This is a genomic window from Butyrivibrio sp., from assembly GCF_017940685.1.
Taxonomy (GTDB): domain Bacteria; phylum Bacillota; class Clostridia; order Lachnospirales; family Lachnospiraceae; genus Butyrivibrio.
The window spans coordinates 44,448-58,785 of record NZ_JAGAYD010000244.1; the positions used below are offsets into that span (position 1 = coordinate 44,448).

The 14,338-nt window shown below is 42.5% G+C and carries 14 protein-coding genes; 1 reads left to right on the forward strand and 13 read right to left on the reverse strand.

Going from position 1 to position 14,338, the window contains the following annotated elements:
* Positions 1-166 precede the first annotated feature (166 nt).
* Complete coding sequence (locus J6I68_RS14535; protein ID WP_292221365.1) at positions 167-340, forward strand: hypothetical protein; 174 nt, start codon at positions 167-169, stop codon at positions 338-340.
* Between the two features lie 182 nt (positions 341-522).
* Here J6I68_RS14535 and J6I68_RS14540 read toward each other — a convergent pair whose 3' ends face one another.
* The 13 genes from J6I68_RS14540 to J6I68_RS14600 all read right to left on the reverse strand — a co-directional run bounded on the left by J6I68_RS14540 (position 523) and on the right by J6I68_RS14600 (position 14,331).
* Positions 523-759, reverse strand: coding sequence for a hypothetical protein (locus J6I68_RS14540; protein ID WP_292221367.1), 237 nt, complete (start codon positions 757-759; stop codon positions 523-525).
* Positions 760-917: 158 nt separating this feature from the next.
* The gene (locus tag J6I68_RS14545) at positions 918-1,544 is read right to left on the reverse strand and encodes an HD-GYP domain-containing protein (protein ID WP_292221369.1); all 627 of its coding nucleotides are present in this window, start codon (positions 1,542-1,544) and stop codon (positions 918-920) included.
* 33 nt (positions 1,545-1,577) lie between these two features.
* Positions 1,578-3,023 carry a hypothetical protein gene (locus J6I68_RS14550; protein WP_292221370.1) on the reverse strand — a complete coding sequence of 482 codons (1,446 nt, stop codon included), beginning with the start codon at positions 3,021-3,023 and terminating at the stop codon, positions 1,578-1,580.
* 206 nt (positions 3,024-3,229) lie between these two features.
* Positions 3,230-5,251: a methyl-accepting chemotaxis protein gene (locus J6I68_RS14555; RefSeq protein WP_292221371.1), complete on the reverse strand. Its 2,022-nt coding sequence runs from the start codon at positions 5,249-5,251 to the stop codon at positions 3,230-3,232.
* Between the two features lie 27 nt (positions 5,252-5,278).
* On the reverse strand, positions 5,279-6,313 hold the full coding sequence (locus tag J6I68_RS14560) for a hypothetical protein (protein ID WP_292221372.1): 1,035 nt from the start codon (positions 6,311-6,313) through the stop codon (positions 5,279-5,281).
* Entirely contained in the window at positions 6,314-6,862 is a 549-nt protein-coding gene (locus J6I68_RS14565) for a hypothetical protein (protein WP_292221373.1), read from the reverse strand.
* 12 nt (positions 6,863-6,874) lie between these two features.
* Entirely contained in the window at positions 6,875-7,306 is a 432-nt protein-coding gene (locus J6I68_RS14570) for a hypothetical protein (RefSeq protein ID WP_292221374.1), read from the reverse strand.
* 57 nt (positions 7,307-7,363) lie between these two features.
* Positions 7,364-7,852 carry a hypothetical protein gene (locus J6I68_RS14575; protein WP_292221375.1) on the reverse strand — a complete coding sequence of 163 codons (489 nt, stop codon included), beginning with the start codon at positions 7,850-7,852 and terminating at the stop codon, positions 7,364-7,366.
* Between the two features lie 47 nt (positions 7,853-7,899).
* Entirely contained in the window at positions 7,900-9,924 is a 2,025-nt protein-coding gene (locus tag J6I68_RS14580; RefSeq protein ID WP_292221376.1) for a hypothetical protein, read from the reverse strand.
* The gene (locus J6I68_RS14585; RefSeq protein ID WP_292221377.1) at positions 9,921-10,892 is read right to left on the reverse strand and encodes a hypothetical protein; all 972 of its coding nucleotides are present in this window, start codon (positions 10,890-10,892) and stop codon (positions 9,921-9,923) included. Before J6I68_RS14585 ends, J6I68_RS14580 begins: the two co-directional genes overlap by 4 nt.
* Before the next feature lie 6 nt (positions 10,893-10,898).
* Positions 10,899-11,996 (reverse strand): hypothetical protein, encoded by a 1,098-nt coding sequence (locus tag J6I68_RS14590; protein WP_292221378.1) that lies wholly within the window; start codon positions 11,994-11,996, stop codon positions 10,899-10,901.
* 2 nt (positions 11,997-11,998) lie between these two features.
* The gene (locus J6I68_RS14595) at positions 11,999-13,630 is read right to left on the reverse strand and encodes a hypothetical protein (protein WP_292221379.1); all 1,632 of its coding nucleotides are present in this window, start codon (positions 13,628-13,630) and stop codon (positions 11,999-12,001) included.
* A gap of 14 nt (positions 13,631-13,644) precedes the next feature.
* A complete protein-coding gene (locus J6I68_RS14600; RefSeq protein ID WP_292221381.1) occupies positions 13,645-14,331 on the reverse strand; it encodes a hypothetical protein in 687 nt (228 codons plus the stop codon).
* Positions 14,332-14,338 lie beyond the last annotated feature (7 nt).

Sequence of the window (14,338 nt, forward strand, 5' to 3'; positions counted from 1 at the left end):
ATTTTATTGCCAAAAAGGCCTGTACAGAAACTGCGCTACAAAATCAGATATCCCAAATTATAGGTAAAGGCTTAAGTGTTATTATGCCTCCAATATCCCATATTATAAGTGCAAACAAAAACCTGATGCTATAAGCATCCAATCACCCTACAAGGAGGGCTCTAAAATGATTAAAAAATTCAATGAAACTGTTGACAGAATTGAAGGAAAGCCGATTTCACGGGATATGGCAAAGTTAATAACTATCGTTCCGATAGTGATTGCCATTGTATTGCCTACGATAATACTAATGGCCATGGCCGCTTATGAGGTTGGCCGTATAAGCATGATGGTGGGCTAAAAACTGCAAGAGCTCCTGGGGATATCCTGGGAGCTTTTTTGCCATAAAAAAGACCAACAGCTTGTGTGCCATTGGCCTTTATAATCTAAAGAAACTATAAATTATTTTGTGAATTTCATGCAGCTTTTTCGCTGCTCTCTAAAAAGTTTTATAATCTTTTTACTTTTTAGATCTGCTAGTGTTTACCGTATGAAGGCTAACACCTTTTTATGGTCTTCTGCTTCTGTTTTTGTGATATAGGAGACAGAGCTCACAGGGTACTCTGACTCTTCAAAATCAGGTCCAAGTCCTGCCTGAAGATAGCCGTAGGATATGCCGCTTTCTTTGGCAAGAACAGCTTCCTCGCTCATGAGCTGCATGCTCTGCCTGTTGTTCTTTGACTTAATTTTCTCAAGTTCACTACTATAGCTTCGTCTCATGATTTCCTTTCCTGTTGGCTTCACCATATCTCTATGGAAAAGAGCCGCCTTCCGGGGGTGGTGGAAGGATGGCTGAAAACCGTTAGCCAATACGATTTTCTGTGTTCGTGTGGTATAGGGAACGGATAGTTTTAAGGCATACCGCATCGGCCAATTACTTAGCTTACTGCCATGAGATTGTCTATGATAGACTCTAAAAATTCTCCATAAGCTTCAGGGATATGACCTTCTTCTATCTCAGAATAAATAATGTCTATTCCGGTCTTTACATCTTCCCTGTCCTTATAGGACCTCTTTTCAGTAATGGCACTGAAGATATCCGCTGCCGATACAAGAAGAGCTCCTTCTGATGGGAAATTACCATTATAGGGATATCCTGAACCATCCATTTTCTTGTGATGGTTTTCAATCATCTCACAGATAACTTCCGGTATGAGATAGATCCTTGCCATGTCAGCTCCAAGTTTGGGGTGCTGTTGTATTACCCTGAACTCTTCTTCTGTCAGTCCTGATTTCTTATGGAGTATTGAGTGAGGGACAAACATCTTTCCGATATCGTGAAGAAGAGCAGCTGCAACGACGTACTTTTTATTTGTCTTTTTCACATCAAAGTAGCCTTCATCAACTGCGGCATCATACATATGCATTGCTATATAGGCTACCCTTATAGAGTGTTCATAGGTCTCTTCGTCGTAAAAATAAAGCATTTCGAGAAGCTGTTTAATCCTCTCACTCGTCATGAGCCTTCTCATAAAAAGCTCGTCTTTTCTTGTGTTTTCAAACATCTTAATCCAATTCCTTTTCCTTTTTACTGCTGTTTATGGGTCTGTTGGTTCTTCTGCACCGCATCTTATACATGTGCCATTGACATATGTGTGTCCAAGCGCGGGGAGCACAGTTGTAGTTCTTGATATTTCGGTGCCACAAATCGTGCAACGGATGATTGTGTCATGTGAACCTTCTGTTGTACATGTAGCTGACACAGTTTCTTCTGTTGTTTCTTCGTCATGTCCGAACATGGGAAGAACTTCATTTTGAACGATTCCGCAACGCTCGCAGTTTCTTGTGCGATAGCCATCCGCCGTACATGTTGCTGCCTGGGTGATCCAGTTACTCCAATCATGGCCAAGGGCTTCAATCTCTTCTCCTGCTTCCTTGTTACATACTTTACAGAAATGATGTCTGTATCCGGCCTCTTCACACGTTGCCGGATCATCAATTATCCACCCATCCCATGTATGGCTGACCATTTCAAGAACTACGTTTTCTGTAGTTCCGCAGACTGTACATGTGTGTGTTCCAGAACCTTCTGAATAGCATGTTGGCTCTACAAGAACGTCAACATCACCCCATGTGTGGTCGATCTTGGCAATGGAGGCAGTCTGCTTTTCCTTGCATACAGAACATGTCCTTGTCTTTACACCTTCTTTAGTACATGTAGCTGCGGTTGTGACTTCGTACTCACCCCATGTATGAGCGAGCTTGTCGGTCTCTCTTGTCTCTTCCTCATTACATACAGAGCATGTCCTCTTTTCTTTACCCTTTGCAGCGCATGTGGCTTCCTTAGAAGTCGTCCATTTGCTCCAGGTATGTCCGAGCTTTGGAATCTCCTCTGTATAGGTTGCTCCGCAGGAACACCTGAAGGTATACTGCCCTGCCGTAGTACATGTAGCTTTTTTCGTAGTCTCCTTTGAATAGCTGTGGGTATGTGAAGCTGTGCTATTCGTAGAAGAACCTGAGCTTGTAGATGTTGTCTGCCTTGTCGTAGTTGGTGTCGTGGATGCTGTTGTAGATGCTGTCGAAGTAGATGAGCTTGAACTACTCTTACTTGAAGATGATGAAGATGAGCTCTTTGAAGAGGTATCTACGGTAGTACCACTTCCCTGCTTCTGGGCGCTTGGCATATAATCAGGTATCTCCGTTCCTGATGACGCAGTAGTTTTAGTTGTAGAGATGTAAGCGGGAGCTGTGTACTCAGGCTTTACAAGCTCTACAATCTTAACGTTCCCTGCGCCTGCCCTTTTTGCCGTTTTTGTTACCGTTTCTGTCTGTACCTCGCCCTGCAAGACATATTCTGACTGGTCAAAAGAGGCTTCTCCTGACGCCAGGTTAGTCTGCTTACTGGATGGGATGCTCTTTGCCAGGGCAAAAGCTATTCCCATGACAACAAGTATGCCTGCTGCCATTCCAATAATGAGCTTTGTAGTGCCGGACAGAGTGGTGAAAAACAGTGGGAGTTTGATCTTTTTAAGGAATTTTTTCATAACTCACTCTCCTTATGCTGCAATGATTTTTTCTATACACTTAATATACCATTAGCGTATTTTTCAATCAAGAAAATATTTCTAGGGCGGTCTGGAGTCCAAATTTAGGTTTGTTTTTTGACACAGTAATATTGTATATATAAACAGAAACCTGCCGGCCGCCGAAACAGCCTCCTGCTCATACCAAGTTAGAGGTTGAAAACGTCTCAATCTTTAAAAAATTCCATTTCTTTATTAAGCTTGTTGGCAACTTCTTTAAGATCATTTGCTGATCCGGCAAGAGTAGTAACTGTTGCAGAAAGTTCCTGCATTGAAGCTCCGGTTTCCTCGGAACTTGCAGCATTTTCCTCAGAGATAGCAGAAAGAGCACTCATTACATCTACAACAGCATTCCTTGATGTATCACACTGCTGTGCTCCATCTGAAATTGTCTTGACGCCGCCTACGGTCTCGTTGATATCATCTATCATTCCGCCGATTGCTTCTATAGTCTCGCCAAGGGATGACTGCTGCTCAAGGTTTGCATCTTTTACGAGCTTCGCTGCATCAACGGCAGCCCTGCTCTGCTCAAGAAGTTTTTCCATCTCAGCCTTTATATCGTCTGCCATCTTTTTGGAATCTTCTGCGAGCTTTCCTATCTCTTCGGCTACTACGTTAAAGCCTCTTCCGGCTTCCCCTGCTCTGGCTGCCTCAATAGATGCGTTAAGTGATAACAGATTTGTCTGTGTGGCAATAGCTGTAATACCCTCTACTTTTTCAGATATCACATTTACTGCATCCTGTGTTGCAGATATGGTATTTGAAATGTCATCTATCTTATCTGTCATGTCAGCGCTGGATGATTGAAGCTCTGAAAGGGATTTTGATGAAATCTCCGAGGCTTCTTTCATCTTTCCGGCAAGGCTTTCAAGGCTTCCTGCTGAGGTCTGAACTCCTGAAACTGCATCTCCTATATAACCCACATTGGTTGAGGCATTTTGTATCTCGTCTGCTTGCTGGGTTGCGCCAGATGCTATCTCCTGTACTGCATTGGAAACATCTTCTGCTGTCTGTGATATCTGACCTGCCATGTCTGATAGTTCTTCTGATGAACTGCCAACCTGGGATGCAGATGACTTTATATTGCCTACAATCTCGGAAAGCGTATCAATAACAGAGTTTGTATCTTTCGATATATCTCCCAGTTCGTCTTTTCTTTTATCGTGCTTATCAACCTTTACAAAACGCCCATCTGAGAGTGCCTTTAAAGATTTGCTTATATCAAGGATTGGAGCTGTGACTCCTTTTGCAAGGCCGAATGCAAGTACCGCTGCAATAACAGCCATGATGATGCCCATTATCACAATGATGGTTGCTGATCTTGTAGCCTCTGCCAGTACCTCTTTTGATTTTGCTGCTACTGCTATGGAATAGCCTGTGTTTGGTTCTTTTACATAGGCTACGTATGCTGCATAACCTTTCCCGGTATTATTATTGACATAAAAGCCTTCTTCCTTGCCTTCTGTCATAATAAGTGATTTAGAGCGGTCTTCTTCATCGTGGTCCTTTCCAATGATGTACTGTGAATGAGCCGCAACTGCTCCTGTTCTGTCAAGAACAAAGGCATCATCAAACTCCGCTGCAAGAATGTCGTGGAGATCTTCCATGTCGTAGTTTCTCTGCACACATCCAAGGATTTCTCCTGTCTCATTATCAAATACAGGAACAACTATTGTTATGATACGTGAGCCTGTAGACTTTGATACCTGGACATCCGAAACATAGATAGGAGTACCGGACATGGCCTGTTTGTAATACTCTCTGTCGGATATATCAACGCAATCACCTACTGTTCGTAGAAGCTGCATACCTTCTGTTCCGCTTAAGATGGTGCCGTTCCCGTCTGCAAGGGAGTCATCAATCTTTTTAAGTGAGTCAAACATTACCTCGTCAGGAATACTTGTGCCAGGTGACTGAAGGTAATTGATCGTGGCCGGTGATGTGGCGAGTGTCTGCATGGCGATAACGTTTTTATCTATCATCTTGGAAAACAGATCTTCCATATACCACGCCTGCCACTCAAGTGAGTCCTGTGCATCTGCCTTGGCTTTATCTGTGGATGTGACATAGCTCACTATCACAGCAAGCGTCAGCGGAATAATAGCAATAGCCAGGATTATTGCAATAAGTTTTGTTTTAATACTGTTTCTGAAACTGATTGCAGACTGTGTTCTTTCTTTCCCTCTCATAAGAATAAACCACCCCTTTTCTAAAAATTACGGTTTGCAGTATGGACACGGCCATGCCCCTCTTTTTGCACATTCTTTCTTGGATGCATATTTACCTACTATCTGAAGGGAATTGACCCTTGTACATTCTTTCTGATGATAGGTGTATGAGCCGTCTGTTTCCTTCATGATCACATATTCTATTCCTTCCTCAAGCTCATACCCTGAAAATGAGTAGATATTTAGCTCTTCAAAATTAGAGTAGTCAGATACCTGAGGTCCCTGCAAGAATCCAAGAACAGACGGCTTATCCATGAGGTTTGCCCAATTAGCTCTGTCAACGGTAGGGAGCGTGAAATCATAATGAAGCGCCTTCTCAGAATCTCCGCTCTTTCCATTTGCCACATAGTTATACTGATCTATATAAATATCCATTACTTCTGTCGTATCATTCATTACAAGGTCAAGGCGGGCATCCATATACTTTGTTTTTGACGAGAGCATTTCAAGACTTGCTGGTGATCCAAAATACTTATAAGCCTGTTCATATGTGCCGGTATATGATTTTCCGGTTGTCCTGTCGGTTACTGTCACGTTACAGTCGGGTCCAAGATAATATTGGATAATGTATGTTTCATCCGCATCGGCAGATACATCTGTCCAGGTATTTATGTTTGTTGTAACAAAATGTCCACTCCTGCCTTCTTCTGCTGAGTTATATCCAATGTAATAGCCATCATAGTCCATAAGGCAGAGCATAGGAATACGGTACTGCATCTCTGACTGTCCTACGGAATCATACTGAAGGTTAAGAGACTGGTATAGAGTTGTGAAGAATGCGTTTGTGGCATCATTTCTTGCTCTTTCCGTACCAAAAAGACGCATTACAACGTCGTTGTTACCTTCGGTGGCATTCCTTTTGGCAGCTTCAAGGGCTGCATTGGTAGCGCTTCGAAGGTCTGCAACATATCTTGTTGTCTGCGTCTTATATTGAGTTTTTATATCTACCCTGTAACCAAAGAAGAATATCATTACAGAGAGCATTCCAAGGAAGAAAATCCCTAAGATATTTCTTAAATTCATTCAGTTTACCTTCTCGTTTACTCTTGATACGAATGCTGAATACTTGGCAATAATCTTGTTGTCCTCACCTGAAAGGCTAAGAAGTGTGAGCATCCTTGAGCCAAGTGTAGGAGTCTTGTTTATAGCTGTGCAGTAGAATGAATCACCATAGCTCATGTAGTATGGTCTGTCCTCTGAGCCTGTATTGTAGATGGTGTAAAGGATCTCATCTGTTCCTGTTGCATAGTAGTATGATACAAAACCGTCTTCATAGCTGCTTGCAACTGCTGAACCTGAGGAATCAACTGTAGGCTCATATACAAGGTGTTCATGGGTAAACTCTACATCATAGGCTACTCCTGTCGCATCAAGCTTTGATATGAATTCCATATAGCTTGCCTGGTCAATCTGTCCTGTAGTTGCTGCCTTAGTGACAAACTCCTCAACTACTTCCTGTGCATTTGACTGTATAATCTGGTCAGACTTTACTCCGACAAGAAGGATCGGTACAAATATTGCAAGGATAAGGCCAATCATCCATTCAAGTATTTTTCCTATAGCTCCATACATAAAAAATTCCTCTTAGTTCATAGTATATTCAACGGTAGAAAGGTTTCCCTCGGAATCATAAGCGTATGTCTTTGTGTATTTCCTTGATACGTTTATGCGGGCAAGCACGGGAGTTGTATCTCCCTTGTTTCTCATAGCTTTTCTTTCATCTTCTGAAAGAGTGTTTGAAAGCCCTGATGCATTATTTATTATTACGGTCACATCATCAGAAGTATTAAGGACATCGCTTACTATGCTTGAACCATCAATAAGTATCTCCCTGTTGGTATATCCGTATGTTCCAAGGTCTGATACGTCCTGATAAACATGGGTCTTATTGTTGGTTTCTGATGTCATGGTGTCCGCAATAGCGTTGCCTTCCATAAATAAAGACCTCATAAAGAGGACTACTATGATAAAAGCAACAGCTGTAAGTGGCCAGTAGATCATTTCGCTTATATGCATATAAAACCTCACATGCCCCGAGGGAAGAATCCCCCGGGGACTTATCTTAAGTTAAGGTCAAGGTGTTGCGTTTGAGATAAGTGTGAACTTGATACCAACAATGGTGTTGGTCTTATCATCCCTTACAACCACTCCTGAGAAGTTAGCTGAAGGATTGATGTAAGTAGACATATCAGACTTATCGTTGTAAATCTTCATGTTGGTAGATGAATTGGTAGAGTCAATCTTTGTCTTTAAGTCTGACTGATAGCAGTAATTGGTCTCTCCTGAACCGTTATTTACTACTACGTTGATCTGTGTGTCCTGTGACTCGAAGTTTCTGATAGCATTGATTACCTGGCTGCCTTTTACCTGCACACCGTCATAGATGGTAAACTGTGATTCAAGGAGCGCATTGTTCATCTGTGCTACCTGAGCAAGAGCAGCGTCACCGGCTTCTTTCTCTTCTCTTACTGAGTTGTAGATCCAAAGTGCAAGGATGGCTGCAACTACTACTCCGACTACGATGATGATCGCGGTTGATACTGTGTCTTTGTTGTCTTTCATGTGGATTTCCTCCTGTTAAATAAATTTAGACTCGTTTTTCCTTTTATCTATCCTGCAAATGATTGGTTGAGCTGGCGGAGCATGTCCGTACTCATTGCCATCATAGGATATACGAGATATCCGCCAATCTCTATTGCAAGTGGTACGAGGGCTATAAGCTTTGCCCTGTCGGCCTTTTTCTCGGCACGCATCTGGTTATCTATCTTTCTCTCTTCGTTGGAGTTTGCCTTTTCTGAGGCTATATCTTCAAAGGCTGCTACAACGCCCTGAGAGTTTACGTTGAGCATGTTGTTAACGAATCTTCTGAATGGTTCGAAAGGCTCAAGACGAAGCTCTTTGAGCGCTCCCTCTTCATCAAGTGGAAGCTCCATGATACATTTTGATATGGGCTCCTTGAAACAGTAAGCAAATCTCTCCATCCATTCAAGGATTGTTGCAACAGACATGTTATCTACATTCATCAGAATGATTACTATAGTCTGGAACTGGTTAACCTCATCTTCCATTCCTTTTCTCATCTCAGATGCCCTGTATAAAAGGAATGCGTATGGGAGCATATATCCTGCGATTCCGGCAATGAATACGATAAAGAGATAAAACCATTTGTAGTAATTGACTGACAGCTCATGAGATCTTGTTAAAAGCTCTGCTGCTATCATCTGTGCCTGGTCTCTTCTAACGATTCCCTGCTCTTCCTGTACCTTGTCGGTCAGTTCGTCGATGTCGAGGTTTTCGATACCGGCTTCTTTTCTCTCGGCAAGATAGCTCTTGGTGACATATTCCATGGCCTCAACATCTGCATCAGTGAACTGATAGGATGTATTAAAGGCATTAGAGAAGTCATTCATAAGCCTCTTGGTCTGTTCCATCTGTGCCCCGATTATAAGTATCTGAGCTGCTGCCATAAGGACTGCTGCCCAAATGATCCTCTTTAACAGGAACTGCTTATAACCGATCCTCTCACCGTTAAGCTTAAGCTTTTCAGTAGTCCTCTCTGCCTTTGAGAAATTCTTATTGGCAAGGTTTGTAAGAAATACTGATATAAAGCCCCAGTTTGATATCTTGGTAAGAATTGGCTGTTCCTCGGGCTCTTTTCTCATGATGTCCTTAGAACCCATGATGAGGTTGTAGCATATAAGGGATGCTGCAAACACGATAACCATCATGATCGTTCCAAATGAGCCTGTATAGTAATCTGAAAGCTCTGTGATACCTCTTGTTCCAAAGAGCTGAATGGGTTTTAAGAAGAAGATAGGTCCTATTGCTACCCATACGAGGTTGGCAAAGAGGTACATGTTACGCTTTATCCTCTGAAGCTCTATGTCAACTTCGTTCTTAAGCTCATTCATGGAGTGGATGAAGTTTGATGTTGTTGTGCCTTCCACTCCTGCAATCTCCTTATCACCGTACTGCCATGTGGTTGTTGCTATGGCAAGGAATGTGGTGAAGTAGGAGTTTGGTGAGATATCATTGTACTTGGCAGCCTCAAGCTCCATGTCATCACTGTTTAGGATGTCGTAGAACTTCTGTGCGTGAAGACTCATCTCATAAGGAGATTCATCTACTGTCATGTATATGGCTGTATCAAGCTGACGGTTTGCTGAGTAGTAGTTACTCTTTACATCTGACAGAAATACCTTGAACTGCTGTAAAAGCTTTACGTATAGGTTTTCATATCTTGTATTGATGATGTGAGTATAAGTAACGTAGGTTGCCACAAGGCCCATTCCAATGTAGAATATCGAGCCGCCACTTGATAGGATCACGAAAATCGCAGCGGCAAGTGCTATTCCAAGGCCAAGGGTCATGTCCTTTGTGACTTTGTTATTTACTACTGTCACATCAGCCGGATATAAAAGTGATGTTCGTGAATACTGCTTTTTAAATATCCTTCTTAGAGGCGGGATCTTCTGATAGAGCAGGTAGAACGTATACAGGTAGTTCTTTCTGTTCCTGGTCTTTACGATTACTCTCTCAAGCTTCATGCGTCTGTTTCTTGCGTAGTTGAAAGCAAGAAGAGCTGTAACGAGCATCAGACCGCCTATGGTTATTATTAAAAGCTGCTGGTTCATAGAAGTTTTCCCTTTCCTGCAACCTTAAGGATTGCGTTCATATCCTGTACGAAGAGCTTTTCTTCGTCAGCGGGTATGTTTGCGAGAATTCTCTTAATGAATTCATCCGAGAACATTGATACGAACTCGTAAGTCTTTGTCTTTCTGTCAAACTCACAAAGATTGTGGTAGGCAAATGTTGATCTGTCAGTTACTCTCTTGTAGTATTCCTGCTCATTTACAAGTGCTGCCTTTTCAGGTGCTACAGGAGAACCTTCAAATTTTGCCTGTGTAATGTCAGGGAATGGATAAAGCTCCTGCTTGATAGCACTTATTTCAGTGATTCTTTCGCAGAATCTGTCTCCCCTGTCTCTTGTCATGTGGATATCAACGTCGATCGCATCTGCAACCATGACTTCTACTGATTTCTCATTGTTATATCCATCTGTACTCATCATGTTCATAGCAAATGCTGTGATAAGGTCGGGTACTGTCTTTGCGTGGTGTGTACCGGCACCGGCCCTTGATGCAACTTTACATGTCTGTACATACCATGAAGCAGCCTGGGCTGTTGCAATCTCTCCGATGATATTGACCGTACCTGATGTTTTCTTCTGAAAATCAAGTCCGTCCTGCACTGATACAGAACCTGTTTCGGCAAATGCAAGAATGTTGCGGTTAGGATAAGCAAATCTTAGGTTTAATTCCGGCTGAAGCTCCGAAACTCTAAGTGCTGCTGATGGTGGGTAAAACCTTGCGATTGACTTCATGTATGTGGTCTTTCCACTACCCTGATCTCCTGTTACAAGGAATGAGAGATATCCGTATACCGTCCACTTTGAAAAGAGGATGGGGATTATGTTGTTGTTTGAATTTGTGTAGTACTGCTCCGGTGAGATAAGTGGCGCAGGGCCTTTATATATCCCTGAGTTATGTCTGTCTTCTGCCATCTTATTTTCCGTGGCAATTCTTTCATGTCTTTCATCCATTTTGGATTAACCCTCCTTTTTCCTTGTAGTAAGGAGCTGTTCAGGCAAGATAGAAGGCGTTGAATCAAACTTACGGCACAGGAATGCGAATGAATCTGAAAAATCAGGACACATTACCGCCACACGGCTTCCATCCTTCATTGTTGATATGATCTTGGGGTCTTTCTGAGTAAGTATCGTAGGTGCGTTGTACCTGTAGATATTCCTTGTTACTCTCTGAAGCTCTTTCTGAGTTTCAAACGTAGTACACGATAGGTGTATATTTAGACCATGGAAAACTATCCATACCGCTTCGAATGAATATCTTGGCTCATCAAGTGACTTTTCATAGTCTGATACATCCTCGGGATAGTCATCATCAGACTGGCTGTGAAGAGTGATATCATATCTACCCGAAGGGATTCCTGATGTGCCACCCTGATACTCATCTATCTCTATCTCATGGAGAAGATCCACGGGCCCAAGTCCGAATCTCTTCTCATATACGAGCTGTGTAAGGAAGTCGATCTTTTCTGCGTAGTCGATTCCGCCACGCTCCTCGATATATTCTTCATATACCCTTGTGATATCTTCCTTTGTTACGTCGTATACATCTCCGTACCTTGTTTTCTTTGGCTTATCGAGTCCAAATCTTGAGAAGTTCTTAGAAAATCCTCTCTCACCCTCTTCCATCCAGAGCATTGTAAGGATCTCGAACTTATACCGGGGCTTAAGCTTGTCAGGGTCATTGAACGGGATGATGGAATCGATGTTGTAAGGAGAAACCTTACCGATCCTTTCATCTGTTATAACGTCCTGCGTGTACTGCTTAACGAATGCCCTTGCAGCAGCGTCACCATCTGCACATTTGTGGATGGAGCTCTTAAGCTCTTCCTTATTGGCCATCTTTTTCTTGTACTGCTCAGAATTAAGGTTCATATCATTAACTGAGCGCTTAATGGTCGCTGCAAAAGTTTCATTAACTTTCTGCATCAGGGATTCTACCGTTATAAGCTCTTTTTCTTCGATATCATCACTGTCTTCTGTGGTCTTCTTTACGAAGTAGATAAGTCCTCCAAGGGCCACAACAAGTATAAGGATTATCATAAGTGTGTTATTAAGCATCTTTACCCTCTTTTAGTTCCGCATTCCTGGCAGAACTTTCCGGTGTTTACTGTTCCGCAATCAGGACAAGTCCATTCAAGTATTTTCTTTGTGCCGCACTCTGTACAGAACTTTCCTGTATTTTCTGTTCCGCATCCGGGGCATACCCATGAGTCTGACATGCGGATTGTCCTCATTGTCTTGATCTTTACAGGCTCTTCCTTGATGACTTCTGCATCAATCTTCTCGTACTTTTTGTATACGGGAGACTCGCTTGGAGCTTCTTCTGCGGCTTCTGCCTTTTCCTCGCCTCTTAAGTATGCTTCCTCTTCTTCTCTTAAGCGCTCTGCTTCCTGTCTTGCGTCTTCGGGTTCCTCAAAAGCCTCTTCACTGGGATCAAGGAAGTCGTACTCGGCTGCGTCAGCTCTCTTTTTCTTTCTTCCAAAGAGGCCTCGCCTTTCCTTTTTCTCTTTCTTTTTCTTGTCCTTTGCAGGCTCTTCAATTTCTTCGGGTTCTTCTGATGGTTCTGATGGAGCTACTATTTCCTCAAGGCCTTCAATACTTCCGGCTGAGAGGTCATCATCAACCTTTATCTCACCCTCGAAAGGATCTTTTGCTGCTTCCCTTAGCTTTTCATCAAGTTCATCCTTTTTTCTAAAGAACGGTCTTCTCTTGCTCTTTTTCTTTGGAGCATCATCATCGATGTGAAGAACCTCCTCCTCGATTGATTTCTTAAGGAAATGCCCTCTTGTTGTTGTAACCGTCTCTATCTCAAAGTTTGAAACCTCTGTAAGCTCGTTCTCATCAACTTCGTCATCTCTTACGAAGTTTTCGTTTTCAAACTTCTCCAGGGCTTTCTGATCAGCGGTCTCTTTATCGCTTATGACTGCATCTGTAAGGTCCATGATGGCCTCACGAAGCTTTGAGTTGTCATCTTCCTTCTCGGGAACATTGTTTTTAAGCATGAACCTTAAAAGTGTGCCGGATATCACTGCATCGTGATATTCCGAATTATAAGGGATCGTATAGAGATTGTTTGAGTTATAAATCTTCTTAAGGTACTGAAGATTGTACTTTGAGTTTGAGTCAAAGTCTGCTACTGCAAAATAGCTCTTCTTTCCATCTACGGTATTGAGAGCATGTGGAGCAGGTGCCTGGCGAATGCAGGTAACATATGCATCACACAGTTCAAGCATCTCTGCCATTATCTGTTCATTCTTTCCATCGAGGATGATGATGATCATGCCATACACATCATTTGCATACTTGAGGATGTTCTTCATTCCGTTTACGGAAAGAGTCTTGGTAAAGTCGTTTTTCTTTGTGATATCTGCAACATCGAGATAGTTCTCGTATGAGAGCATTGGCTCTGTTGAAGAATCAAAGGTTTCCTTTACGAGCTTTATGGAGCTTGCCCTTCTAAGGAGTGCGTCGATACCCTTATCCTCAATCTGATATGTACCAAGCTCTGTAATCGTGTTCTCTGCTATCTCTTTGCCCTTAAGGATAGTAAGGGCGGATATAGATTTATTGTCTGTAAGCTGCATAACAAGTGTCTTATGATTATTGTTGATGGCTGCTGTAACAGCTATAGAAGCTGCTATTGCAGTCGCCTCATTTTCACTTACATATGAGCCCTGTACCATTAGTACCATTTAATGTCCTCCCTTTACTCGATCTTGCCTGACAAGGCACGGCTAAAGAGTCTTTTTGCTTCTTTTTTATCGATCTCCGGCATGAACTCCTCATAAAGAGTCATGAGAAATGCCTTGATGTCTCCAGAGAGCGGTGAAAGCTTCTGATGACCGTTTCTTACGAAATTGATGTAGCAGGAGTAGTCCTGCATGTCGTATGAAAAGATATATGACTCCTTTACGGCCTCGGGAATGAATCCCAGCTCGTCAATGATTATCTTCTCAGAGACCTTTCCTGAAGGTTTGTCGCGGTAGATGATCTCGTAATCGCCTTCAATGTCATCTGACAAAAGCTTTGATATATCCTCTGCCTGATATGGGCTGTAGGATGTCTGTACGTAGATGATATCTGACTTATTCATTATCTCTGTCGCATCCTTACCCTTGCTCCTGCCGTTGTAGCAGATGACAATATCGAACTCATAGAAGAAGTCGTAGCTCATCTTTCTGTCTGCTACACATGTGATATTACCCACCTTTGCGTAAGGCTCTCTCTCAGGCTTTGGAATAGACCTGAAGAAGTCATGGGAACAGGAGTTATCTACTACAAGTACATCTTTTCCTGCTGATGCAAATACCGCTGCTGAGTAGTAAACGACATCGCATCTCTCCATTCCAAGGAAAGTAATGAGCTTTACGTTTTTGTCTTCATAACTAAGCATCCTTTAC